The organism is Oceanicaulis sp. UBA6590, assembly GCF_002433705.1.
Classification (GTDB): Bacteria; Pseudomonadota; Alphaproteobacteria; order Caulobacterales; family Maricaulaceae; genus Oceanicaulis.
In genome coordinates, this window is the sequence record NZ_DJIQ01000062.1 from 181,369 (window position 1) to 204,612 (window position 23,244).

21 protein-coding genes and 1 other RNA gene are annotated in these 23,244 nt (G+C 63.7%); 8 read left to right on the forward strand and 14 right to left on the reverse strand.

Features of this window, described 5'->3' with window-relative positions:
* Positions 1 to 226: 226 nt before the first annotated feature.
* From rnpB to B2Z70_RS13140, 6 genes are all read right to left on the reverse strand, one after another.
* An RNA gene (rnpB, locus tag B2Z70_RS13115) (RNase P RNA component class A) lies at positions 227 to 629 on the reverse strand.
* 74 nt (positions 630 to 703) lie between these two features.
* A complete protein-coding gene (locus tag B2Z70_RS13120; RefSeq protein ID WP_009801494.1) occupies positions 704 to 1,078 on the reverse strand; it encodes a DUF2141 domain-containing protein in 375 nt (124 codons plus the stop codon).
* A 68-nt stretch (positions 1,079 to 1,146) separates the two neighbouring features.
* Positions 1,147 to 1,884: an N-acetylmuramoyl-L-alanine amidase gene (locus B2Z70_RS13125; protein WP_009801495.1), complete on the reverse strand. Its 738-nt coding sequence runs from the start codon at positions 1,882 to 1,884 to the stop codon at positions 1,147 to 1,149.
* A gap of 9 nt (positions 1,885 to 1,893) precedes the next feature.
* Positions 1,894 to 2,805, reverse strand: coding sequence for a DMT family transporter (locus B2Z70_RS13130; protein ID WP_292983815.1), 912 nt, complete (start codon positions 2,803 to 2,805; stop codon positions 1,894 to 1,896).
* A gap of 73 nt (positions 2,806 to 2,878) precedes the next feature.
* Positions 2,879 to 3,172, reverse strand: a complete 294-nt coding sequence (locus tag B2Z70_RS13135) for a hypothetical protein (RefSeq protein ID WP_009801497.1) — start codon at positions 3,170 to 3,172, stop codon at positions 2,879 to 2,881.
* Between the two features lie 101 nt (positions 3,173 to 3,273).
* The gene (locus B2Z70_RS13140; protein ID WP_292983818.1) at positions 3,274 to 3,981 is read right to left on the reverse strand and encodes a molecular chaperone DjiA; all 708 of its coding nucleotides are present in this window, start codon (positions 3,979 to 3,981) and stop codon (positions 3,274 to 3,276) included.
* Positions 3,982 to 4,191: 210 nt separating this feature from the next.
* Between B2Z70_RS13140 and B2Z70_RS13145 the strand changes: the two genes are divergently transcribed.
* The 3 genes from B2Z70_RS13145 to B2Z70_RS13155 all read left to right on the forward strand — a co-directional run bounded on the left by B2Z70_RS13145 (position 4,192) and on the right by B2Z70_RS13155 (position 9,048).
* A complete protein-coding gene (locus B2Z70_RS13145; RefSeq protein WP_292983820.1) occupies positions 4,192 to 7,788 on the forward strand; it encodes a hydantoinase B/oxoprolinase family protein in 3,597 nt (1,198 codons plus the stop codon).
* Between the two features lie 144 nt (positions 7,789 to 7,932).
* Entirely contained in the window at positions 7,933 to 8,334 is a 402-nt protein-coding gene (locus tag B2Z70_RS13150) for a BLUF domain-containing protein (RefSeq protein ID WP_162010969.1), read from the forward strand.
* 177 nt (positions 8,335 to 8,511) lie between these two features.
* On the forward strand, positions 8,512 to 9,048 hold the full coding sequence (locus B2Z70_RS13155; protein ID WP_009801501.1) for a fasciclin domain-containing protein: 537 nt from the start codon (positions 8,512 to 8,514) through the stop codon (positions 9,046 to 9,048).
* Between the two features lie 42 nt (positions 9,049 to 9,090).
* Here the strand turns inward: B2Z70_RS13155 and rimK are convergent, their stop codons facing one another.
* Positions 9,091 to 10,512: a 30S ribosomal protein S6--L-glutamate ligase gene (gene rimK / locus B2Z70_RS13160; protein WP_292983824.1), complete on the reverse strand. Its 1,422-nt coding sequence runs from the start codon at positions 10,510 to 10,512 to the stop codon at positions 9,091 to 9,093.
* 185 nt (positions 10,513 to 10,697) lie between these two features.
* On the opposite strand from rimK, the gene B2Z70_RS13165 reads away from it, so the two are divergent.
* Complete coding sequence (locus tag B2Z70_RS13165; RefSeq protein WP_009801503.1) at positions 10,698 to 11,534, forward strand: pirin family protein; 837 nt, start codon at positions 10,698 to 10,700, stop codon at positions 11,532 to 11,534.
* Between the two features lie 42 nt (positions 11,535 to 11,576).
* On the forward strand, positions 11,577 to 12,548 hold the full coding sequence (locus B2Z70_RS13170) for a glutathione S-transferase family protein (protein WP_292983826.1): 972 nt from the start codon (positions 11,577 to 11,579) through the stop codon (positions 12,546 to 12,548).
* A 3-nt stretch (positions 12,549 to 12,551) separates the two neighbouring features.
* Here the strand turns inward: B2Z70_RS13170 and B2Z70_RS13175 are convergent, their stop codons facing one another.
* The 4 genes from B2Z70_RS13175 to metF are packed head-to-tail and all read right to left on the reverse strand — an operon-like array spanning position 12,552 to position 18,483.
* Positions 12,552 to 13,754 (reverse strand): hypothetical protein, encoded by a 1,203-nt coding sequence (locus B2Z70_RS13175; protein WP_292983828.1) that lies wholly within the window; start codon positions 13,752 to 13,754, stop codon positions 12,552 to 12,554.
* Positions 13,755 to 13,811: 57 nt separating this feature from the next.
* Positions 13,812 to 16,499, reverse strand: coding sequence for a methionine synthase (gene metH, locus B2Z70_RS13180; RefSeq protein ID WP_292983830.1), 2,688 nt, complete (start codon positions 16,497 to 16,499; stop codon positions 13,812 to 13,814).
* Between the two features lie 9 nt (positions 16,500 to 16,508).
* Complete coding sequence (locus B2Z70_RS13185) at positions 16,509 to 17,570, reverse strand: homocysteine S-methyltransferase family protein (protein WP_292983832.1); 1,062 nt, start codon at positions 17,568 to 17,570, stop codon at positions 16,509 to 16,511.
* 13 nt (positions 17,571 to 17,583) lie between these two features.
* Entirely contained in the window at positions 17,584 to 18,483 is a 900-nt protein-coding gene (gene metF / locus B2Z70_RS13190; RefSeq protein WP_040613106.1) for a methylenetetrahydrofolate reductase [NAD(P)H], read from the reverse strand.
* 186 nt (positions 18,484 to 18,669) lie between these two features.
* Between metF and B2Z70_RS13195 the strand changes: the two genes are divergently transcribed.
* From B2Z70_RS13195 to B2Z70_RS13205, 3 genes are all read left to right on the forward strand, one after another.
* Positions 18,670 to 19,410 carry an MlaA family lipoprotein gene (locus B2Z70_RS13195; protein WP_009801509.1) on the forward strand — a complete coding sequence of 247 codons (741 nt, stop codon included), beginning with the start codon at positions 18,670 to 18,672 and terminating at the stop codon, positions 19,408 to 19,410.
* A 33-nt stretch (positions 19,411 to 19,443) separates the two neighbouring features.
* The gene (locus B2Z70_RS13200; protein WP_009801510.1) at positions 19,444 to 20,061 is read left to right on the forward strand and encodes an MlaC/ttg2D family ABC transporter substrate-binding protein; all 618 of its coding nucleotides are present in this window, start codon (positions 19,444 to 19,446) and stop codon (positions 20,059 to 20,061) included.
* Between the two features lie 134 nt (positions 20,062 to 20,195).
* The gene (locus B2Z70_RS13205; RefSeq protein ID WP_292983837.1) at positions 20,196 to 20,870 is read left to right on the forward strand and encodes a CatA-like O-acetyltransferase; all 675 of its coding nucleotides are present in this window, start codon (positions 20,196 to 20,198) and stop codon (positions 20,868 to 20,870) included.
* Here the strand turns inward: B2Z70_RS13205 and B2Z70_RS13210 are convergent.
* The 3 genes from B2Z70_RS13210 to B2Z70_RS13220 form a co-directional block, all read right to left on the reverse strand.
* A complete protein-coding gene (locus tag B2Z70_RS13210) occupies positions 20,867 to 21,640 on the reverse strand; it encodes a nucleotidyltransferase domain-containing protein (RefSeq protein ID WP_292983839.1) in 774 nt (257 codons plus the stop codon). The genes B2Z70_RS13205 and B2Z70_RS13210 overlap by 4 nt on opposite strands.
* An 86-nt stretch (positions 21,641 to 21,726) precedes the next feature.
* Entirely contained in the window at positions 21,727 to 22,488 is a 762-nt protein-coding gene (locus tag B2Z70_RS13215; protein WP_292983841.1) for a CPBP family intramembrane glutamic endopeptidase, read from the reverse strand.
* A gap of 73 nt (positions 22,489 to 22,561) precedes the next feature.
* The gene (locus tag B2Z70_RS13220) at positions 22,562 to 23,239 is read right to left on the reverse strand and encodes a helix-turn-helix transcriptional regulator (RefSeq protein ID WP_292983843.1); all 678 of its coding nucleotides are present in this window, start codon (positions 23,237 to 23,239) and stop codon (positions 22,562 to 22,564) included.
* Between the last annotated feature and the right edge of the window lie 5 nt (positions 23,240 to 23,244).

The window sequence follows — 23,244 nt, forward strand, 5'->3', positions numbered from 1 at the left end:
GAACATGACCGGTTAAGCCCCATACTCACCCGCGCCCCATCTTGGCGGGTTAACTATGGGATAACATGGGAAAGCATGGGTTACAATGGTTCTAACCTGTTGCGCAGATCGTTTTCCCGCATGAAAACAGAAAATCCCGCGTAAAGCGGGACACAAGATCAAGAACAGATTGAGAACAGATCAGGCGTCGCGTTAACCTTTTGCGCACCATAAACACCTGAAAAACAGGATCAGAGGGCCTGTAAGCCGGGTTCTGTCCCATGTCATCCCATGTGATGACCGGGGGCGACCATTCCTCTAGGACGCCGCTTGCACGACGCCTCCAGCAACCTACCCGGACCTCGACGCGGAGGCGCGTCTGCTGCGCCGAAGCGCAGCGCGGGTCCCTATTCGGTCTTGCTCCAGGCGGGGCTTGCCGTGCCCCCTTCCTTGCGGTCGGGGCGGTGGGCTCTTACCCCACCGTTTCACCCTTGCCGCACCGGAGTGCGGCGGTCTGATTTCTGCGGCGCTGTCCCTGAACCGGCGAACCGGCCCGCCGGGATTTCCCCGGCGCCTTGCCTCCATGGAGCCCGGACTTTCCTCTCCTGCAGGGTTTCCCCTCTCGCAGCAGCGGCCGCCCGGCCCTCTGATGGATCATCCCATCAAGAAAAAGGCCGCCGCGGTCAAGCGCGACGGCCAGTCTGTCTGACTGCGAGGCAAGCAATCAGCGGATAGAAAGCTCAAGCTCGACGCCCGCCTCTCCAACAGTCACGGCCGCATCGCGGAACCGGGGCGGACCGAAATTCATGGGCGGATCATTGGAGATCACAACCGGCTCGGCCGGGATGCCGAACGCCATGGTGCGCATCTCGCCATCCCCTTCAGGGTCCCGCCAGACCTGCACCGCCCATTGCCCCGCCGGCACATCGTCGAACACGAAAACGTCTTCAGCCGTCGCGGCCCGGCGCAGGCCATGCTCGCAGGCGCCGCTCAGGAAGGTGTCTTCCGAACAGATGGAGACATACATGTCGCCTTCCGGGTTCGGCGTGCTGACGGTGACGGACACGGAGCCCAGAGCGGCGATCAAGGACAACAACATGGGGCAAGCTCCTTTGCTTTATTGCCCCGAGACTGCCCGTGTCCCGCCCCCTGATCAGGTTGCAGGCGTCACCTTTTCGAAGTGACAGATGTCACCTTCCGACGCAGACCCTCGATGAGGACGCACGTCTCCTCATCCGCATTTCCGCTCAAGAGGTCTGGACGGAAGCGTCGCTGGAAGGCCAGAACGACAGACTTCAGGGCGTCGTCATAAGCCCCCGTACGCGCAACGCCATAACCGATCTCAAAGAGGGACTGACGCAAGGCCTCGACAGCCTCGCCGTCATCGCCAGGCGCAGACGGCGCAAAACCGGCCGGCGCCGGATCAGGCCACAGACCAACGCCATTCTCGGCCAGGCGCTTCCAGGGAAATTTCTCGCCCGGATCCTGCTTGCGGTCAGGCGCAAGATCAGAGTGTCCGATGACATCACAGGCCGCGATGGGATGACGGGACAGGATGGCGCGGGACAGGGCCAGAACCGCCACGATTTGCGCTTCGGGATAGTCCGGCAGACCGAAATCATGGCCGCCATTGACGATCTCGATGCCGATGGAGGCCGAATTCACATCCTCGCAGCCACGCCAGACGCCCTTGCCCGCATGCCAGGCGCGCTTGTCCTCGGCGACCATCTGGATGATCCGACCTGTCTCCTCGACCACATAATGCGCGCTGACGCCCGCATCGGAATCGGCCAGACGCTCGATCGCGGCCTCCCCCGTTTCCATCCCGGTATAGTGCAGGACCAGCATGGAGAGCGGCAGGCGGCGCTCGTTGAAATTGGGCGAGGCGTGCTTGATCACCTGCATTCCGATCTCCTAACGCGGTCGCCCCATGGGCGTCGCCGGATCGACGGTCTTGGCGCGGCGCGCGGCGACCACGCCGACGCCCGCCAGCGCCAGCAGGCCGCCAACGATCAGCTGCCAGGTCACCGGATCGCCCAGCAACACCACGCCCAGAATGACCCCGATCAGCGGGCCCATCAGCGTCATGGGCGCAATGAGCGAGGCGTCATAGCGGCGCAGGAGGTAATAGAAAGAGCCATGGCCAAAGATGTTCACCAGCAGAACCGTAAAGGCCAGCGAGGCGACGAACAGCCATCCACCGTCCAGAGAGGACGCGATCTGGTCGCGTTCGAACAGCAAGGTCATGATCAGCAGCGGCGGCCAGGAGATCAAACCGATCCAGGCCTGGAGCGACATGGCGGACATGTCCGCCTTCTTCACAAGGATCGAGCCCGCCGCCGCCGCGAAAGCCGCGCCGACACCGGCCAGCAGCCCGGCCGTAAAGGAGAACTCGGCCGGTTTGAACACCACCAGCGCCGCGCCCACAAAGGCGATCGCCATGCCCGAGCCCCGCACCCAGCGCACTTTCTCCTTGAGGAAGAGAATGGAGAGCACTGTGGTGAAGGGCACGGCGAGCTGCACCACGATCGCGATCGCCGATGGGGAGGCGTATCGCAAACCCACGAACAGGAGCGCGAACTGGATCGCGCCCATGGTCAGCGCCGCCCCGATCACTGCGCCCATGCGCTTGGGCACGGGCCGCAGCCAGGGACCGAGCACGGCGTAGAGCAGAAAGAATCTCAGAAACGCGAAGAAGAAGGGCGGACTGCCCTCAAACCCTTCCACCAGCACAGGCGTGCCTGAGAGCGACCATTTCGCAACGACGAAATTGAAGCCCCAGACCAGGCAGATACCGAACAGAAGAGCGAAGTGGCGTAAAGACATGAACCGGCTCTAAGCGAGCCGGCCCCAGCCTGCAAGCACTGTATCGCTCACGATGCTTTTCAGAGTGTGACGCCTAGGCGCCGCGGGGCTGGTCCTCACCATCCACCGTCCAGCCGTGGGGGCCGCGGCGGGCCACCAGAACCGTCTCGTCCGCAGATCGCTTGTGCGAGCCCCGGGTCAGCTTCCGCCAGGCCCAGTAGCCGGCCGCGCCAACGGCGGCGACGCCGGCGACCACAAAGGCCGCCATGGTCAGAAAGGCTGCAAGCACCAGGACAAGACCTATCACGGCGATCGCCGCGACACCGGCGAGAAGCGCACGCAACGCGTTCATGAGGTTGCCCCCGTCAAAGGTCGGTTGGTGCGTCATAATCAGCTCTCCACGGTGAGTCATCAGTCCCAGCCTTACAGTGATCATCTGGGAAGTGAACGCCTCAGGTCAATGTTCGATCCCGAACAGTGAAGGATTTGTCATTCAGCAGGGGCGGCCAGTCCGCCGCCCGTTTGTCTCTGGCGATTGATGGCGGCGTAGGCGGCGTTGATCACCGCCATCTTCTCCACCGCAATGCGTTGCATCTCCGCCGGCGCGCCGCGCGCGATCAACCGGTCAGGGTGATTTTGAGACGCCACGCGGCGATAGGCTCTCTTCACCGCCTGATCATCCGCATCCCGATCAATGCCGAGAATCACATAGGGATCATCCTCGGGCGCCCCAAGATGCCCCACGCGGATACGGTCATACTCGCGCTCGGAAAATCCGAACAGATTGGCGACCTGCGCGAGGAAGTCATCCTCGTCCTTCGTCACGCGGCCATCGGCCTTGGCGATGTGGAACAGACCATCCAGAACATCTTCGAGCACAGCCGGATGATCCTTGAAGCGCCGCCCCAGTCTGCGGGCGTAGCCGTCAAAGCCCAGGGTCGTCTGCTTGGCGAGATCGAAGGCGCGACGCAGGGATTCCTCAAAGCCGGGCGGCGCCCGGAAGACCTGCAGGAAGGCGCGCTCTTCATTGCGCGTCACCACGCCATCGGCCTTCGCCATCTTGGCGCCGAGCCCGATCAGGGCCATGGCGAATTCCGCATCATCCACCGCCCGTCCGGGCGGGCAGTCCTTGCCCCGGCATTCGAACGGATCATGATGTCCGGTGATGAAATCGGCCAGTCTGCGCCAAAAGCTCATGCCCCCGCCTCCCGTGGCGAGCCGCCGCCGAGGCGGCATGGGATGAAAGGACGACGCTGCATCCGCGAAATAATACCCAAGAGGGGACCTTTGCGCCATGATTTCCCGCATCCGACTCCTGTCGCACATGTGGGCGCGTTCTTGCTCTGTCCGGGCAAGGTATGCTGTTCATAGCGGCAGGCCTTCACAGTCGCCGCCAAGGAGTTCCGCGTGACCCGATCTCAAGCCGCCCAAGCCGAATGGGAAATCTGGATTGATCGGGGCGGCACGTTCACGGACATCATCGGGCGAGCGCCGGACGGCGAGCTCAAGGCCCTCAAACTCCTGTCCAACTCCGACGCCTATGAGGACGCCGCGACCGAGGGAGTGCGTCGTCTTCTGGGCGTTGAGACCGGCGCTCCGCTGCCCCAGGGCGCGCTCGCTGCGGTGAAGATGGGCACGACCGTGGCCACCAATGCCTTGCTGGAGCTCGATGGCGCCAAGACGCTGTTCCTGGTGACGTCCGGATTCGGCGACATTCTGAGTATTGGCGACCAGACCCGCCCGGATATTTTCGCGCTGGAGATCAAGCGCCCCTCGCCCCTGCCGGCCCAGACAGTCGAGGTCAAAGGCCGCATCGCCACGGATGGTCAGGAAGTCGAGGCGTTTGACGCCGAAGCGGTCAAGGCCGCGCTGAAGACCGCCCGGTCGGACGGGTTTGAAAGCGTCGCCATCGCCTTCATGAACGCGCACGCCAATGACGCCCACGAACAGGCCGCCGCCTCTCTGGCGCGCGAGGCCGGGTTCGAACACATCACCTGTTCCAGCGAGGCGAGCCCATTGATCAAGCTCGTGCCGCGCGCCTCAACCGCCGTGATCGACGCCTATCTCGAGCCTGTGCTGCGCGACTATGTGGGCCGGGTGGATCGGGGCCTCGAAGGCGCGCCGCTCTATTTCATGCAATCGGGCGGCGGTCTTTCGAGCGCCCGGCATTTCAAGGCGCGCAATGCGGTGTTGTCCGGGCCTGCCGGCGGCGTGGTCGGGATGGCTCTGACCGCCAAATCCGCCGGGCATGACAAGGTCATCGGTTTTGACATGGGCGGCACCTCGACGGATGTCTCCCGCTTTGACGGGGACAGCTATTCGCGCACCGACATGGCCAGCCTTGATGGCCGGGTGCTGCGCGCGCCCATGCTCAGCGTGCATACGGTGGCGGCCGGCGGCGGCTCCGTGCTCGACTTTGATGGCGAACGCGCGCGGGTGGGGCCGCGCAGTGCGGGCGCCGATCCGGGACCGGCCTGCTATGGACGCGGCGGACCTGCGGCTGTCACCGACGCCAATGTGGTTCTGGGCCGCATCCAGCCTGACTGGTTCCCCAAGGTGTTCGGCCCCAATCATGACGGGCCGCTGGATGTGGACGCGGCCCGCACAGCGCTTGGCAAGCTGGCGGACAAGATGGGGCTCGACAGTCCCGAGGCCGCTGCGGAAGGCTTCCTGTCGGTCGCGATTGAAGCCATGGCCGACGCCATCAAGCAGATCTCCACGGCTCAGGGCGTGGACCCGCGCGGCTATGCGCTGAACGCCTTCGGCGGCGCGGGCGGCCAGCATGCCTGCAAGGTGGCTGAAGCGCTTGGCATGCGCACCGCGCTGATCCATCCCAAGGCCGGGCTTCTCTCCGCCTATGGCATCGGCCTCGCTCCGCTGCGCGACACGCGTCAGGCCGGGCTTGAGATTGTGTTTGACGATGAGGGCCTGGCCGCTGCGGAACGGGTTCTGGCCCAGCTGGAAGACGAGGCGCTGTCCTCACTCAAGGCCCAGCACGCTCGCGACATCAAGGTCAGCCGGGAAGTGCGCATCAGGGTCCAGGGTTCTGACACCGCCCTGCCCGTCGCCTGGACGGACGACGCGCAGATGCGCAAGGACTTTGACGCCGCCCACAGTCAGCTCTTCGGATTCATGCCGGAGAACGCCGTGCTGATCCTGGATTCCGCTGCTGCGGATGCGGAGGGCGCGCCCGCCGGCGCGCCGCGTGCGGAAGCCGATTTGCCAGCACAGAGCGGCGATGTGGACGCCCGTGCAGAGGCCTCCATGCACATCAAGGGCGAAACCCGCTCCGTGCCGGTCTACGACCTCGCCGATCTGGGCGCTGAGGCGCGCGTTCAGGGCCCCGCCCTGATCATGGACGCCAACCAGACCATCGTGCTCGATCCGGGCTGGCGGGCGGATCGCCTTGCGGACGGCATGCTGGTGCTGACCCACGAAGCCGCCGCCCCCCTGCAAGCGGGCGATACGAGCCTTGATCCGATCCGGCTTGAATTGTTCAACCGCCGCTTCATGTCGATCGCCGAACAGATGGGCGTGGTGCTCGAACGCACGGCGCACTCGGTGAACATCAAGGAGCGGCTCGATTTCTCCTGCGCGGTGTTTGACGCCGAGGGCGGTCTGGTCGCGAACGCGCCCCACATGCCCGTCCATCTGGGCTCGATGTCCGCCAGCGTCCGCGCGGCGGTGGATGCGCATCCCGATCTCGGCCCCGGCGACGCGGTGGCGGTGAACGCGCCCTATAATGGCGGCACCCACCTGCCGGACGTCACCGTGATCCAGCCCGTGTGCGACGAGCGCGGCGAGCGGATGTTCTATGTGGCCTCACGGGGGCACCATGCCGATATCGGCGGCATTGCGCCGGGCTCCATGCCGCCCTTCTCGAAAACCATCGACGAGGAGGGCGTGATCTTTGACAGCGTGAAGATCCTCACCCGGGGCCGCTTCGAAGAAGACGCCGTGCGCAAGGTCCTCGCCTCGGGCGCCCACCCCGCCCGCAATCCCGATCAGAACATTGCCGACCTCAAGGCCCAGCTTGCCGCCTGCTCGAAAGGCGCAGCCGAGCTGACCAAGCTCAACACGCTTGAGGGCACGGCGGTGGTCCGCGCCTATATGGGGCATGTGCAGGACAATGCCGAACGCGCCGTACGCCGTGTGATCCAGGCGCTGAAGGATGGTGAAGCGGAAATGCGGCTCGAGGACGGCGCGGTCATCAAGGTGAAGATCAACGTCGACCAGAAAGACCGCACCGCTGTGATCGATTTCACCGGCACGTCCGAACAACGCCCGAGCAATTTCAACGCGCCCAGCGCCGTGACCCGAGCGGCGGTGCTTTATGTGCTGCGGTGCCTCGTGGATGACGCCATCCCGCTCAATGAAGGATGCCTCAAACCCATCACGCTCATCGTGCCCGAAGGCAGCCTGCTCAATCCCGTGCCGCCCGCCGCAGTGGTGGCCGGCAATGTGGAGACCAGCCAGCTGGTGGTGGACGCCCTGTTCATGGCGACGGGCCGCATGGCCTGCGCGCAAGGCACGATGAACAATTTCACCTTCGGCGACGAGACTCGCCAGTATTACGAGACGATCTGCGGCGGGGCCGGCGCAGGCTATTATGCTGACGGTTCGGGCTTTGCCGGCGCCAGCGCGGTACACACCCACATGACCAATTCACGGCTCACCGATCCCGAAGTGCTTGAGGCGCGCTATCCGGTCCGGGTGCAGACCCATGCGATCCGCCAGGGCTCTGGCGGCCAGGGCCGTTTCCCGGGCGGAGACGGTTCAATCCGGCGAATCACATTTCTGGAGCCAATGCAGGCGGCGCTGCTGTCCGGGCGCAGGAGCGAGCATCCGGCCGGACTTCGCGGCGGCGGCCCCGGCGCCACAGGCGCACAATGCCTCTGGCGAACCGATGGCAGCCGGCAACTTCTGGATGCGCTCTTCAGAATTGAAGTGAACCCAGGCGAAACACTTGAAATCCTTACTCCGGGTGGCGGAGGCTCCGACTAGACAGGCAAATACAGCTCACAATGAATACGCGTAAAACTGCTTAGAACTACAATAAATGCGTTCACTGTAACGAATTCGCCTTTTTTCGTCGGCTGACTTCCATAAGTTCCTAACAAGTTTGAAGGAATCCATCAGGAGACTTGGGTGTTCCGAGTCGCATATCGCAGCGTATTGCGCGCCGATCTCGGCGTAGCGGAAATTGAATCGTTGCTGACCAGCAGCGCAGAACATAACGCCCGTGTCGGCGTGACCTCTGCCTTCCTGATGAATGACCGGCGCTGCCTGCATGCTATGGAAGGCTCCCCGAAGGTCATCCGCTCAATTCTCGAATGCATATGGGATGATCGGCGCAATGAGGAATTCGCCATTCTGGACATCGCCTATGGCGAAGCGGCGCTTTTTCCCGACTGGCCGCTCAAGGTGATCACCGCTGAAACCCTGCAGGAGGATGACAGCCTTCAGCAGCATCCCGGCGTCCTCTGGCTCGCCAATATGGGGGGCGGTCTGGACGTGTACTTCCAGCCCGCGCAGCGCGGCGCGGACTAACGCCCGATTGCGCCGGGACGCTCAACCCCCGGTCGAACGTAAAAATTTCCTGTCATTAGTGAACTGAGATTGATCCGGTTGCGCAGACGCTGCGTAACCATGGGTGTTCCAGTCGCATTGGAACGCCGGCAGGCATACCGTCTGCAGGCCTGATCACACCCATATGGGAGACCAGACATGCGTAAACTGACTGTTCTGACCGCCGCCGCTCTGAGCGCAGCCCTGGCCGCGCCGGCGTTTGCGACCCCCGCCGAAACCTCTGCTCCGAAAATGAGCAAGGACCATCACGCCAGCCAGCCCTCCATCGTCAGCATCGCCACGGGCGATGAGAACTTCTCCACCCTGGTGACGGCGCTTCAGACCGCCGGCCTGGTCGACGCCCTGTCCGGTGATGGCCCCTTCACCGTGTTCGCGCCGACCAATGACGCCTTCGCCGCCGTGGGCGACGATACGCTCAACGCGCTTCTGCAGCCGGAAAACCGCGATCAGCTGACCGCGATCCTGACCTACCATGTGGTTCAGGGCGAGTATTTCGCCGAGGACGTTGCGCCGGGTTCCTATGACCTGACCACCCTGCAGGGCGACACGGTCAATGTCGTTGTGGGCGACGACGGATCCGTCATGGTCGACGGCGCGAATGTCATCGCCGCCGATGTGGACGCCTCGAACGGCGTCGTGCACGTCATCGACAGCGTGATCATGCCGGGCATGTAATACCGGATCGCCCGGGCGCTCCCTGAGCGCCCGGGCGTTTTCTTATTCCGCCGCTCCGGCGTCAGTCGCCTTGGTCTTGCGGCGGCGCGCCGGCGGACGGCGCAGGGCGCGCACATGGGCTTCGATATGATCAATGATCATCTCGGCCACATCCTTGCCGCTCGACTTCTCGATCCCCTCAAGACCGGGCGAAGAATTCACCTCGAGGACTTTCGGCCCTTCATCCGAGCGGAGCATGTCCACGCCCGCCACAGAAAGCCCCAGCGCACGCGCCGCCTTCACAGCGGCGGAGCGCTCTTCCTTTGAAATGCGCACACGGCTGGCCTGGCCGCCGCGGTGCAGGTTGGAACGGAACTCGCCCGCCTGGGCTTCGCGCTTCATGGCGGCGACCACCTTGCCGCCAATGACAAAGCAGCGAATGTCCACGCCCGAGGCTTCCTTGACGAAGTCCTGAACGATGAAGTTCGCATCCAGCCCGCGGAAGGCGTCAATCACGGATTCGGCCGCCTTGCCGGTTTCCGCCAGCACCACGCCTCGGCCTTGTGTGCTCTCCAGCAATTTCACCACCAGCGGCGCGCCGCCCACATGCTCGATGAGGTTCTTGGTGTCCTTGGGAGAGTGGGCGAACGCCGTCGTCGGCATGCCGATCCCTGCGCGCGCCAGCACCTGATGGGCGTAGAGCTTGTCCCGGCTGGCGCCAATGGCGTCAGGCGTGTTGAGAATATAGGCGCCCGTCATGGCGAACTGGCGCAGAACCGCCATGCCGTAATTGGTCATCGACGCGCCAATGCGCGGTATGACGGCGTCATAGCGCGGCAAGCGACGACCATCATAATAGATCGCCGGGGACAGGGCGTTGATCGCCATGGTGCAACGCGCCGTGTTGATCATTTCCGCCACGTGGCCCTGGGCCTCGGCGGCCTCTTTCAGACGCTGGGAGGAATAATTCTTCGGCTCACGCGTCAGAATGGCGATGCGCAAGGGACGGTGCACCGGCTTGCTGCGCGGCAGGTGCTGATAAAGATCATAGCTCAGCGCTTTCTGGGCGCAGGACTGGGTCGGGCTGACCACCATGTCATCAAGGATCGCCGAGCGCCCGAGCAGCATGCGGTACGCCATGTTCTCGCGATTGGTCAGCGTGACCTCGATGGGCCAGGTGCGCTCACCTATGGTGACTTTCGCCTCGATCACCCAGCGCAGCTCGGTTTCGCCATTCGAGGACGTCACCTCCCGGCGATCCACCGCCGGGGCGGCGCAAACCACCTCCAGATCCGGCTGATCCGGGATCGGGTGCATGACGAAGCGGACCTGCGGCTTGTTGGCAGGACCGAAGGGCTCGATCGCCACGGCATGCAAAGCGCTGGTCTTCGCGCCGGTGTCAATCTTGGCCTTGATGGCGGGAAGCGCCAGCCCGGGAAAGGCGGCCCATTCTTCCCAACCCAGGACGAACGGCTCTTGGGACATGCCGTCGTTTCCTCCGGTAAATAGTCAAAGGCGATGCGTTACAGCGCTCCTAGGGTTTCGTCCATCGCGACATGATGCAAGGACTGATTATTCTCAAATCGGAAAAGCTGCCTGTCTGATTGCGCCCTCGCCTTCAGGGTGTCTGGCCCCCATCTTCCTTCTGAACAAGGAAAACGGAGGCTTTGATGAGCGCTCACTATCGCCCCATCGTCAAAATTACCCAAGGCCGTCCCACCTCTGATGGCGCGGGCGTGAAGCTGACGCGCCTTCTGGGCACGCCCGATCTGCAGGTGCTCGACCCGTTCCTGATGCTGGACAAGTTCCACTCGGACAATCCGGGCGACTATCTGGCGGGCTTCCCGCCCCACCCGCACCGCGGTTTTGAAACCGTGACCTACATGGTCGAGGGCCGCATGCGCCACAAGGACAACAAGGGCCATGAAGGCGTGATCGAGCCGGGCGGCGTGCAGTGGATGACCGCCGCACGCGGCATCGTGCATTCCGAAATGCCCGAGCAGGAAGACGGGCTGATGAGCGGCTTTCAGCTCTGGGTGAACCTGCCCAAGGCGGAAAAGATGAAGGATCCCGGCTATCAGGAGTTCGACGAGAACCGGGTGCCCTCTGACGTGCGTGAGGGCGTGGTCGCCAAGATCGTCACCGGCAGGACCTCCGCCGGGATCGAGGGTCCTGTGCGCGACGTCACCGTCGAGCCGCTCTACGCCGAACTGCGCATGGAGCCCGGCGCGACCTTCGAGGAACCGATCTCTGACGCCAAGACGGCTTTCATCGCCGTACACACGGGCGATGTGGAAGCGGGCGGCCTGAAGCTGACCGAAGCCCAGCTCGGCGTGTTCGGACGCGGCGACACGATCCGCATCAAGGCCGGCCCCAAGGGCGCGCGCCTGATGCTGGCGGCCGGCAAGCCCATTGGAGAACCCATCGTCTGGGGCGGTCCGTTCGTGATGACCACCGAGGGCGAAGTGCGCCAGGCGATGCTCGATTACCAGCAGGGCCGGTTCTAGGTCGGCTCATCACTCTGCAGGGGCGCAAACAAGGAGAAACTCATGGGATTGCTCGTCGACGGCGTCTGGCATGATCAATGGTACGACACCAAGTCCAACGGTGGGCGCTTCAAGCGCTCTGAAGCCATCTTCCGCAACTGGGTGACAACGGACGGTTCGGCCGGACCGACTGGCCAGGCCGGGTTCAAGGCCGAGCCGGGCCGCTACCATCTTTATGTGTCACTGGCCTGCCCCTGGGCGCACCGCACCCTGATCTTCCGCCGGCTCAAGGGCCTGGAGGATATGATCGATCTCTCGGTCGTGCACTGGCTGATGCGGGAAAACGGCTGGACCTTCAAGGACGGGCCCGGCGTCATTGCGGACCCGCTGCACGATGCCGAATTCATGCACCAGGTCTATACCGCCGCAAAGTCCGACTATTCGGGCCGGGTCACGGTGCCCGTGCTGTGGGACAAGAAGACGAACACCATCGTCTCCAACGAAAGCGCGGACATCATCCGAATGTTCAACTCCGCCTTTGACGGCGTGGGCGCCGAGCCGGGCGATTACTATCCCGAGGCGTTGCGCGAGGAGATCGATGCGGTGAACGCGCGCGTCTACGACGAGATCAATAACGGGGTTTACAAATCCGGCTTCGCCACGACGCAGGACGCCTATGAAGAGGCGGTGACGACGCTGTTTGAAGCGCTCGACTGGATTGAGGACCGCTTGTCAGACGGCCGCGCCTATCTGATCGGCGATGACGTGACCGAGGCCGACTGGCGGCTCTACACCACGCTGGTGCGCTTCGACCCGGTCTATCACGGCCACTTCAAGTGCAATCTCAAGCGCCTGATCGAATACCCGCACATCAACGCCTATGCCCGGCGCCTGCACACGCAGCACGGGGTCGGTGATGTGTTCAATCTCGAACACGCCAAGCGGCACTATTACGAAAGCCATAACATGATCAATCCGACCGCGGTCGTTCCGCTCGGACCGGACGTGCATGTGGCGGATGGCGACGCTGAATAGATCCTATGGGGCTGGCGGCACTGTAACCTCAACGGGGTCCCTGAAGGATCCCTCTGGCGTCCAGGCCGTCAGCACCCAGTCTCCTTCCGGCAGCATCAGCGGCAGCCTCTCTCCCGGATAGAGCATCAAACGCTCGACGGGGATCATCCCAAGGTCCTCACCGGGCGCCCGGGCCTCGATGATGATGCGCGTCTCTTCCGGAAGCAGGGATGCAGGAACGGCGACAGGCCGATCGCCGATGGCGTAGCGCCAGTCGGGGCGTCCATCGGTAAAGCGCATGGGCGGACGCCCGAGAAACAGATCAACCCAGCCCGGCTGCCTCTGGGTGACGAGCAAGCCAGAGCCATCCACCAGCGGGCTTTCGGTCAGGACGTCCATCCCAGCCCCTGACTCGACGCTGCAAGAGGTCTGGGAAATCGTCAGGGGATCGATGCCCGTCTTGTCACGCAGGCGCGCGGCGAACCAGCGCGACGTCTCCTCGCCGTCTTCGCCGCCGACTTCATTGAGATGGCTATACCCGACATGCACCAGGATGCGGGCGTCCGGATATGCTTCGAGCGCATTTGCGATGAAATTGACCGCCTGCGCCTCCTCGCGCTCGGCAATGCTCGCCATGTATCCTTCGCTCCGATCCACAAGGCGTTGCTCGCGCGTGATCTCGTAAGCCGCGAAGCGGTATCCAAGATCGACCAGCGTCCTGAGCTGACGCCCGTAAATCGGCTCGCTTGAATACCAGCCGATATCCATGCTCGCTTCTGGAACAAGCGCCTCCACATCCCCTTCGTTTGAAAAGGTCTCGGCAGCGAAGATCGTGAAGTCAGGCGCCAGCGCTTCGGCCAGTCGGGCGATGACCCAGCGATGATAGGGATCGTCATGCGCCTCGTTGATCATGACGATCCGGGCGTCTCCAACAGCCTCCAGGACCGCCTGCAAGCCGTCTTCACGCAGCACAGGACACGTTGGCTGCGTGTAGGCGGTGTCCTGCAGGCGCTGGGTCAGATCCTCGCGCCCGACAAAACTGAAGAGCTGTGTCGCCATGCCGAGTTCATTGCCGTCTGGCGCATAACCCTCGAGCACCTCTGGCGTCATGTCGAAGTAGGACACGATCCTGTCAGGCAGCCCGTTGTCCGGCCCGGCATCTGACTGAGCGAATGCCGACTGAAAAAGCATTGCGCCTGCAAAGGCGACATAGATGATCTTGTGCATCGAGTTTCTCCCCTTGGGAGAACCAAACCATGATGCTACATTTGTCGCAAGCGTTTTCTATTCGGCCGCTTCCGCCGCCGCAACCGCCTCTGCATCCGGCTCATAACCGAGGATTGGAGCGAGTTCCTTCTCCGCCCGTTTCAGGGTCCAGCCCTTGCGCTTGGCGTAGTCCTCGACCTGATCCCTGGCGATCCGGCCCACCGCGAAATAGACGCTGTCGGGATGGGCGAGGTAGAGCCCCGACACGGACGAGGCCGGGCTCATCGCCCAGCTTTCCGTCAGGCTGATGCCCGTACGGTCGGTCGCTTCGAGAAGCTTGAACAGCAGACCCTTCTCGGTGTGATCGGGCTGAGCGGGATAGCCCGGCGCCGGGCGGATGCCGGCGTAGGCTTCCTTGATCAATTCCTCATTGGACAGCGTCTCGTCGGACGCATAGCCCCAGATCGAGCGGCGCACGCGCTGGTGGAGATATTCCGCGAAGGCTTCGGCGAACCGGTCCGAGAGCGACTTGAACAGGATCTCGGAATAGTCGTCATTGTTCGCCTTGAAGCGGTCAATGATCGCCTGCTCGCCCTCGCCCGCCGTCACCGCGAAACCGCCGATCCAGTCGTCCTGCTTGGCCGAAATGAAATCGGTGATCGAGAAATTGGGCTTGTCGCCCTCTTTCCTTGATTGCTGGCGCAGACCGAAGAAGCGCCCGGCCTCCGCGCTGCGTTCCTCATCAGCGAAGACAATCACGTCATCGCCGTCGCGGCGCGCCGGCCACAATCCGACGACGCCCCGCGGCTTGAGCCAGTCCTCTTCAACCATGGTCTTGAGCATGGCCTGCGCATCCTTGAACAGGTTGCGCGCCGCCTCGCCCCGGTTGGGATCGTCGAGAATGGCGGGATAGCTGCCCTTGAGCTCCCAGGAGAAAAAGAAGGGCGTCCAGTCGATATAGTCCACGAGATCGGACAGCCGGACATCGTCGATGGTGGTCAGGCCGGTCTTTTGCGGCGCTACGGGTTGATAGTCGCCCGCATCGGCGTCGAACGCGTTCTGACGGGCGTCCTCGATGCTGACGCGTTCGCGACTGCCCTGGGTGCGGGCGCGGGTTTCACGGATCTTTTCGTAGCGGGTCGAAACTTCGTCCCAGAGCGGCTGCCGCTCTTCCCTGGACAGAAGGCGCGAGACCACGCCCACAGCCCGGCTGGCGTCGGTGGTGTGGATGACGGGCGCCTTGGAATAGGCCGGTTCGATCTTCACCGCGGTATGGGCGGGCGAAGTGGTGGCGCCGCCGATCATCAAGGGCAGGTCAAAGCCCTGACGCTGCATCTCGGACGCCACATGCACCATTTCATCGAGCGACGGCGTGATCAGGCCGGACAGGCCGATAATGTCGGCCTTCTCGGCGCGCGCGGTCTCGAGAATGGTCTCGGCGGGCACCATCACGCCCAGATCGACCACGTCATAGCCGTTACACTGCAGCACGACGCCGACGATATTCTTGCCGATATCGTGCACATCGCCCTTCACGGTCGCCATGATGATCTTGCCGGCGGCCTCTTCCTCGGCGCCGCTCGCGAGGCGCTCCTCCTCCATGAAGGGGAAGAGATAGGCGACGGCCTTCTTCATCACGCGCGCGGATTTGACGACCTGGGGCAGGAACATCTTGCCTTCGCCGAAGAGGTCGCCGACCACATTCATCCCCGCCATCAGCGGGCCTTCGATCACGTGCAGCGGACGTTCGGCGGCCTGACGGGCCTCCTCTGTGTCCTCTTCCACATAGGCGTCGATGCCCTTGACGAGGGCGTGCTTGAGCCGCTCCTCCACCGGCAGGGCGCGCCAGGCTTCATCCTGTTTCTCGGCGGCTTCGCCAGAATCCCGATAGCGCTCGGCGGCCTCGAGAAGGCGCTCGGTCGCATCCTCGCGGCGGTTGAGGATCACATCCTCGACAAGCTCGCGCAGCTCGGCGTCAATCTCGTCATAGATGTCGAGCTGGCCGGCGTTGACGATCCCCATATCCATTCCCGCCTTGATGGCGTGGTAGAGGAAGACCGAGTGCATGGCCCGGCGCACCGGCTCATTGCCGCGGAAGGAGAAGGAGATGTTCGACAGACCGCCCGAGACGTGACAGCCGGGCAGGTTCTCGCGGATCCAGCGGGCGGCCTCGATGAAGTCCACCGCATAATTGTTGTGCTCCTCGATCCCCGTCGCCACCGCAAAGATATTGGGATCAAAGATGATGTCGTTGGGGTCAAAGCCGATCTTGTCGACGAGGATCTTGTACGCGCGCTCGCAGATCTCGATCTTGCGCTTGGCCGTGTCCGCCTGCCCCTCTTCGTCGAACGCCATCACCACGACAGCGGCGCCATAATCCTTGCAGGCCTGGGCGTGCTTGAGGAACTCGGCCTCGCCCTCCTTCATGGAGATCGAGTTGACGATGGCCTTGCCCTGCACGCATTTCAGGCCCGCCTCGATCACCTCCCATTTGGAGCTGTCGATCATGATCGGCACGCGGGCGATGTCGGGCTCGGCGGCGATCAGATTGAGGAAGGTGGTCATGGCCTGCTTTGAATCCAGCAGGCCCTCATCCATGTTCACGTCAATGATCTGGGCGCCCGCATCCACCTGCTGACGCGCCACATCGAGCGCAGTCGCATAATCGCCCGCCTTGATCAGCTTGCGGAATTTCGCAGAGCCAGTGACGTTGGTGCGTTCGCCCACATTGACGAACGTCGCGCGAGAGGGTGAGGCGTCAGACATACGGGCTCCTCAGGCCAGCTCGAAGGGTTCAAGACCGGACAGGCGCATGGCCCTGGGCCGGTCATCGCGTTTGCGCGGCGCGCCGGCGCGCGCGTCCCGCGCAATGGCGGCGATATGGGCGGGCGTGGTGCCGCAACAGCCGCCGGCGATATTGATCAGGCCCGATTGCGCCCAGTCCGCGATGAAGGCGGCGGTCTCGTCCGGGGTCTCGTCATACTCGCCAAAGGCATTGGGCAGGCCCGCATTGGGATAGGCCAGCACATGGCATTCCGCGATCCGCGCCAGCTCGGCCACATAGGGTCGGAGTTGCTTGCCGCCGAGAGCGCAGTTCAGACCCACCGCCCAGGGCTGGGCGTGTCGGATGGAATTGTAGAAGGCTTCGGTGGTCTGGCCCGACAGGGTCCGGCCCGACGCGTCGGTAATCGTGCCCGACAGGATGATCGGAATGTCGGCGTCGATCCGGCCTTCATTGCGCAGATCGAGAATCGCCTTGATCGCCGCCTTGGCGTTGAGCGTGTCAAAGATCGTCTCGATCAGGAAGAAGTCCACATGTTCGGCCATGGCCTCGACCTGCTCGGCATAGGCCTCGCGCACCTGATCGAAGGTCACTTCGCGAAAGCCGGGATCCTCCACATTGGGCGACAGCGACAGCGTCTTGTTGGTCGGGCCAATCGCCCCCAGCACGGCCTTGGGCGAACCGGTCTCGGCCTCGGCGGCATCGGCGGCCTCTCGCGCCAGACGCGCCCCCTCAGAGGCGATCTCGGCGGCGAGGTCTTCCATCTTGTAGTCGGCCTGGGCGATCTGGGTGGCGGAGAAGGTATTGGTCTCCACCAGGTCGGCGCCAGCGTCGAAATACTCTTTATGGATGGCGCGCACGGCGTCGGGGGTCGACAGGTTCAGGATGTCGTTATTGCCCTGGATCGGGCAGGACCAGTCCGCGAATCTCTCGCCGCGATAGCCCGCCTCATCCAGCTTCAGGGTCTGGATCTGGGTGCCCATCGCGCCGTCCAGGATAAGAATGCGCTCCAGCGCCAACGCGTCCAGCGCGGCGCGGCGTTCAGCTTTGGTCATGTCGCTCGTCCTGTCAGGCGGCTTTAACGTCTTGAAGGGATTTAACGCCCAGCAACGCACAGGTCGACAGCGCCAGTCCGGCCCGGTTCAGGGTGTAGAAGTGGAACGCGTCGGCCCCGCCCTGATTGAGCGTTTCGCACATTTCGGCGGCGAGGTGAGCGGTCACCAGTTCGCGCGTATCGGGATCCTCGTCCAGACCCTCATAGACGGCGTGAATCCGGTCGGGTATGTGCGCGCCGCACATTTGCGCCATGCGCTTGAGCCCCTTGAAGTTGGGCTGCAGCATCACGCCCGGCACGATCGGAATGTCGATGCCGGCTTTGCGCACGCGTTCGAGATAGCGGAAATACACGTCCGGATCGAAGAAGAACTGGGTGATCGCCCGGGTCGCGCCCGCGTCGATCTTGGCCTTCAGCATATCCAGATCCGCATCCCAGTCCGCACTGTCGGGATGTTTCTCGGGATAGCAGCCGACAGACACTTCGAAATCGCCAATGGCCTTGATGCCCCTGGTCAGATCCGCGGAATTGCCATAGCCGCCCGGATACGCCTGATACCGCTCGCCCAGCCCTTCGGGCGGATCGCCGCGCAGCGCCACGATGTGGCGCACGCCCGCATCCCAGTAATCGCGAATGACCTCGTCCACCTCCTCGCAGGTGGCGGAGACGCAGGTCAGGTGCGCGGCCGGCTTCATGTCGGTTTCGGCCACGATGCGGCGCACGGTGCGGTGGGTGCGGTCGCGGGTGGAGCCCCCCGCGCCATAGGTCACGGAGACGAAGTCGGGGGCGAGCGGGTACAGCCGTTCAATGGACGACCACAATTTCGCCTCGGCTTCCTCGCTTTTCGGCGGGAAGAATTCAAAGGACACTTTCGGCCCTTGTGAAGAGGAGCGGCCCATAACGGTCATCACCATCCTGCCCTGGCTGGCGCCGCGCCGACCGCGCGACACATCCACATAAAGATATCTTTATGCGATTATTGATGATCGAGCAAGGCTGTATTCACTCCGGAACAGTACCTAATGGATCACACTGACTTGATATCGCGCCCCCAGACACGACATTGCTCCCAACCGAATATACGACCCAAAGGACCCTCCATGCGCATTGACGCTCTGACCTCTTACGCCGCAGTCCTGCTGGCGGCGCTCAGCCTGACCGCTTGCGCATCGCGTGAGCTGGCGCAGGAGACCGGCGACCCGTTCGAGCCGACCAACCGGGCCATCTTCGCGGTGAACCAGACGCTGGACGATGCGGTGATTGGTCCGGGCGCGCGCGCCTATGACGCCGTCACGCCCGATCCGGTGCAGACCGGCGTGCGCAATTTCATGACGAATCTCAACCAGCCGGTGGTGTTCGCGAACGCCCTGCTGCAAGGCGATGTGCATGCGGCGGGCGATACGTTCGGCCGTTTCCTGATGAACACCACGATCGGCGTGGCGGGCGTTTTTGATGTCGCCACCCATGAGGGCGTGCCCGAACATCGCCGCGACTTTGGCCAGACCCTCGCCCATTGGGGCGTTGGCGATGGGCCGTATCTGGTGCTGCCCGTGATCGGCCCTTCGAACGTCCGCGATGCAACCGGACGCTTTGTCGATCGTTATCCTCATCCGCTCAACTGGAATGAAGAGGAATCCGGCGAGGCCTGGGCCTGGGGCGTCCGCGGACTGAATGGCGTTCAGACCCGCGCCGACCTTGATGACGCCATCGGCAGCCTCAATCGCACCGCAATCGACCCCTATGTTCAGGCGCGTTCAGCCTGGCGTCAGTCCCGCCGCGCCTTCATCCAAAGCCAGGGTGAGACGGACGAGGATTACCAGGACCTGCCTGAGTTCGAATAAGCACGCCGAAACGGCGGCAAGGAGCACTCCCCGATGATGAAACTGCTGATTTCGGCGTTTGCGCTGGCGCTGGCTGCGCCTGCAGCTCTCGCCCAGTCCACAACGGCTGAAGACGCCGAAGCCTTTGTCCAGACCCAGGCCAACCAGGTCATCGAAACCCTGTCCGAACTGCAATCAGGCCAGACCGATCTGGAGGCCGTTCGCCAGGACTTCCGTGATCGCATCGACGAGCTCGCCGATGTGGAGCGCATCTCCAACTTCGTGCTGGGCCGCTATCGCCGCACCGCCTCCGAGGCCGATCTGAACGCGTTTCGCACCGCATTCCGCAACTACGCGATCGGCGTCTATGAAAGCGAGCTGAGCGCCTATGCCGGCCAGCAGCTGGACGTGACCGGTTCGGTGACCCGCAATCCGGGTGACTACATCGTCCGTTCGCGTGTCTTCGGCGGTCCCCAGAACGAAGAGTACGAAGTGAACTGGCGCATTCTGGAAACCGATGGCGACCTCAAGGCCGTGGACGTGGAAGTGCTGGGCGTGTGGCTCGCCCAGACCCAGCGCGAACAGATCCTGTCGGTGATCGGCGACAATGGCGGCGATGTGAGCGCGGCGACCGAGATGCTGCGTAATCGCGAGCCGGGTCAGGACAGCTAGACCCACGACTTGGCGTCGCGCCTGGGCGACCTCAGTTGAATGGCCCGCCGGGGCGCGCTAACGAGCGCGCTCCGGCGGTTTCGTATCCGGCCTTCGCGTCGCATGATCCGCCTCTGTCAGACCGGACCCGCGCCATGACCGCCTTTCCCGCCCCAGAGATCCTCCCTGCGCAGAGCACGCCGTTTGAGCGCACCGCCCAGCTGAGCTGGTTTGACGGCATGGACGATCCGCGGCTGAACCTCAGCGCCGAGCTGGAAGCGCCGGATTTTGTCACCAAGGCCAAGTCCGGGGTCCTGCCCCCCTTCGCCGTGCTGTTTCACGCGATTTGCGGAGCCAGTCTGGATGTGGACGCCTTCCGCTGGCGCCTGACATCGGACGGTCAGCCCTTTCGCATCAATGCGCTGTTGCCCAGCTACACGGTCCGGAACGCCCAGGGGCATGTGAATTTTTCCTACGTCCCCTTCACTGAAGATCTCGACGCCTTCATCACCGCCTATCACGCCGACAAGCCCGAAGCGGAGAGCGCGACCGAGATGCGCACCAATGTCGAGACCGGGCCGGAATGCGGCCAGCTCTATTGCACCGGCCTGCCCTTCCTGCGCTTCAGCTCGATCGAGCATCCCAGAAGCGGCGGCGGCGCCTTTGCGGCGACGCCCAATATCGCAGCCGGCCAATGGCGCATGGAAGCCTGGGGTCGCCTCACCCTGCCGATGTCAGTCCAGGTCCATCACGGACTTGTGGACGGCGCGCATGTGGCGGACTGGTTCGAGGCAGTGAGCACAAGGCTTGAGCGCTTCGTGAAGGGCTAGGTCCTGTCCAGAAATCTCAGCAGGGCATCGGGCATGCCCGGCGCAGGATGGGCGGGCGGCGCATCGGATCTCAGATCGAGATAGGCCGTCACAGCCGCCTGCAGTGCGTTCCGAACAGCATCGGGGTCAGCCTCCGCCAACGTCGCCTTGAGCGCTTCCGCCCCCGGCGCGTCATCGAGCTTGCGCACGCCGCGTTCGGGCCAGCCCAGACGCCGCGCCAGCATCGGCCCCAGCACCTGCTCGCGGAAAAAGCCCAGCATGCCGATGGCCTCAAACACTTCGCCCCGGCCCAGCTTGGCCGCCCCGTAGTGCAGCCAAATCCAGGCCCGGTCCTCGAGCCATTGCGCATCGGTCTGCGGCCAGACGATCTGCGCCTGATCCAGTCGCGCCTCCAGCGCCGCCCGGTCCCGCGCCCATAAAATCGCCGGACGCTCCACCCGGTGATCAAGGTCGGTCGGGTCTGCGAACTTCAGATCCACGTGCAGAAGCTCGGGCCCGTAAAGCGTGATCAGCAGCCGCGGCTCTCCCACATGCTCTCCGGTGAAGGACGAAACCAGATCCCCCAGCCGCATCGCCAGCGCGCGCTTGTCATTCAATGTGACAGGCGGAGCGTCGTAAACGAGCACCAGATCAAGATCGGACCAGGCGTCAAACCCGCCATGGACCAGAGAGCCGCCGCCCAGGACCGCGGCCAGTCCCGGTTCCTGAGCGAAGACAGCGAGGGCGCGGTCCAGAAACCGCTGATGAAGTTCGAGAAGCGTGCTGGTCATACCATCCTCCAGGCCAGCACCTCAGGATTATCGAGGCGCCCCCGCACGCGCAACGCCAAACCTGCCCCGTCAGGAAAACTTCACGCCTAGCCCGGCGCGGTCAGGAAAGCCGGCAACAGCCCTTGCGCCGCCAGCGCGCCCAGCCCGACCCCCAGCGCATTGTTGACCGCATGAGCGAGTATGGCGGGCCAGATCGAACCAGATTGCTCATAGAGCCAGATCAGGACGAGCCCCATCACCGCCGCATTGATCGCCTGATGCGGGACGATATGGGACGCCCCGAAGATGATCGAGGAGACAAGCGCCGCCAGCCAGACCGGACGATGTCCTTTCATCCATTTATAGACAAAGCCGCGAAAGAAGACTTCCTCGGCGAACGGCGTGACCACAAGCGTCATCCCCACAAAGGCCGCGATCATGCCCGGCGAGGCGGACGGTCCGAAATCAAACGGCGCCCGGGTCATCATCGCCCAGGACGGGATCAGCCCGGTCAACGCCTTCACCAGCATCAGCCCCGTCACCGTGAAGCCCAGGCCCGCCGCCGCGCCGGTCAGAAGCCAGCCTGTTCCAACGGGCCTTAATCCCACCGCACGCCAGTCGAGCCCCTTGAGCAAAAGTCCCAGCCCCCAGAGCACGCCCAGAAGCGCGACCGCCTTGCTGAGCTGACTGATGACGAGGATTTTGAGCGGCAGTCTGTCGCCGGAGCCAAGATAGGCCTCCATGCCGACCGTCTCGCTGACGAGCGCCATATGCGCCCAGCTTAGCGCCGTGTAGGCGGCCATGGCCGTTGCGAGCACAACGATCCCGTCCCGAAACCGCCACAGCGGCTGTGTCACATCTTGATGCATGATGTCCTCCCTTGAATGGGAGGAGGCTGTCGCGCGGAGGGTTTTGCGCCTATCGACGGATGTCATTGATCTGTCAGTCTGCAGATGTCAGCGCGCCGCCGCGGGCGAGTTTCATCGCCTCGCCGCGCCCTTGAACGCCCAGCTTGGCGTAGAGGGTGCTGTTATAGGTGCGCACGGTCGTCGGAGAGAGATTGAGCCGCCGCGCAATCGCCTTGTCGCTCAACCCTTCCGCCAGAAGCGCCAGCAGGGCGCGCTCACGCTCTGTCAGCTGATCCGCGATGACCGGGTCCAGCCCCGCCTCTTGTCGGGAGGCTCGCTCGATGGACAACAGAGCGCCAGAAGCCGGGGCGTAACGCGCGGTCAGCCAGACGCCCGGCGTCACCGCGCCCGCCATATCGTCCTCAAGCGTGAACCGCCGCCCTTCAAGCTCCAGCGTCGCACTCAGGCCTGAGAACAGGCCGGGACGTCTTCGCCAGTAAACATGGGCGACGCCGCTGTCCGTTTCGACCGCATCGCCTTTGAGATCATCCAGTGCGCCGCGCCATTGAAGGGGCGCACGCCAGCACCGCGCCGCGACGATCAGCACGGGCAGCAGAAGCACCAGAACAGGGGAGCGGAACACCCATTCGGGCCGAGCAATCATGAAAACGATGAGCGCGGCGCCCGTGAGCGCCGCGCAGATCACCGCCAGAGACGCCCACCGCCGTCCCGCCATAAATGCGGTCAGGCGGCGGCGTTCAGCGGACGTCATCGTGA

What these genes read in the sequence shown, in the direction of transcription:
- B2Z70_RS13165 (WP_009801503.1), top strand. Translation starts at nt 10,698, where the DNA reads ATGAGCGCTCACTATCGCCCCATCGTCAAAATTACCCAAGGCCGTCCC.
- B2Z70_RS13135 (WP_009801497.1), bottom strand. Translation starts at nt 3,172, where the DNA reads ATGACGCACCAACCGACCTTTGACGGGGGCAACCTCATGAACGCGTTG.
- metF (WP_040613106.1), bottom strand. Translation starts at nt 18,483, where the DNA reads ATGGTGATGACCGTTATGGGCCGCTCCTCTTCACAAGGGCCGAAAGTG.
- B2Z70_RS13220 (WP_292983843.1), bottom strand. Translation starts at nt 23,239, where the DNA reads ATGACGTCCGCTGAACGCCGCCGCCTGACCGCATTTATGGCGGGACGG.
- metH (WP_292983830.1), bottom strand. Translation starts at nt 16,499, where the DNA reads ATGTCTGACGCCTCACCCTCTCGCGCGACGTTCGTCAATGTGGGCGAA.
- B2Z70_RS13205 (WP_292983837.1), top strand. Translation starts at nt 20,196, where the DNA reads ATGACCGCCTTTCCCGCCCCAGAGATCCTCCCTGCGCAGAGCACGCCG.
- B2Z70_RS13125 (WP_009801495.1), bottom strand. Translation starts at nt 1,884, where the DNA reads ATGCAGGTGATCAAGCACGCCTCGCCCAATTTCAACGAGCGCCGCCTG.
- B2Z70_RS13170 (WP_292983826.1), top strand. Translation starts at nt 11,577, where the DNA reads ATGGGATTGCTCGTCGACGGCGTCTGGCATGATCAATGGTACGACACC.
- B2Z70_RS13210 (WP_292983839.1), bottom strand. Translation starts at nt 21,640, where the DNA reads ATGACCAGCACGCTTCTCGAACTTCATCAGCGGTTTCTGGACCGCGCC.
- B2Z70_RS13130 (WP_292983815.1), bottom strand. Translation starts at nt 2,805, where the DNA reads ATGTCTTTACGCCACTTCGCTCTTCTGTTCGGTATCTGCCTGGTCTGG.
- B2Z70_RS13120 (WP_009801494.1), bottom strand. Translation starts at nt 1,078, where the DNA reads ATGTTGTTGTCCTTGATCGCCGCTCTGGGCTCCGTGTCCGTCACCGTC.
- B2Z70_RS13140 (WP_292983818.1), bottom strand. Translation starts at nt 3,981, where the DNA reads ATGAGCTTTTGGCGCAGACTGGCCGATTTCATCACCGGACATCATGAT.
- rimK (WP_292983824.1), bottom strand. Translation starts at nt 10,512, where the DNA reads ATGTCCCAAGAGCCGTTCGTCCTGGGTTGGGAAGAATGGGCCGCCTTT.
- B2Z70_RS13155 (WP_009801501.1), top strand. Translation starts at nt 8,512, where the DNA reads ATGCGTAAACTGACTGTTCTGACCGCCGCCGCTCTGAGCGCAGCCCTG.
- B2Z70_RS13175 (WP_292983828.1), bottom strand. Translation starts at nt 13,754, where the DNA reads ATGCACAAGATCATCTATGTCGCCTTTGCAGGCGCAATGCTTTTTCAG.
- B2Z70_RS13195 (WP_009801509.1), top strand. Translation starts at nt 18,670, where the DNA reads ATGCGCATTGACGCTCTGACCTCTTACGCCGCAGTCCTGCTGGCGGCG.
- B2Z70_RS13200 (WP_009801510.1), top strand. Translation starts at nt 19,444, where the DNA reads ATGATGAAACTGCTGATTTCGGCGTTTGCGCTGGCGCTGGCTGCGCCT.
- B2Z70_RS13215 (WP_292983841.1), bottom strand. Translation starts at nt 22,488, where the DNA reads ATGCATCAAGATGTGACACAGCCGCTGTGGCGGTTTCGGGACGGGATC.
- B2Z70_RS13185 (WP_292983832.1), bottom strand. Translation starts at nt 17,570, where the DNA reads ATGACCAAAGCTGAACGCCGCGCCGCGCTGGACGCGTTGGCGCTGGAG.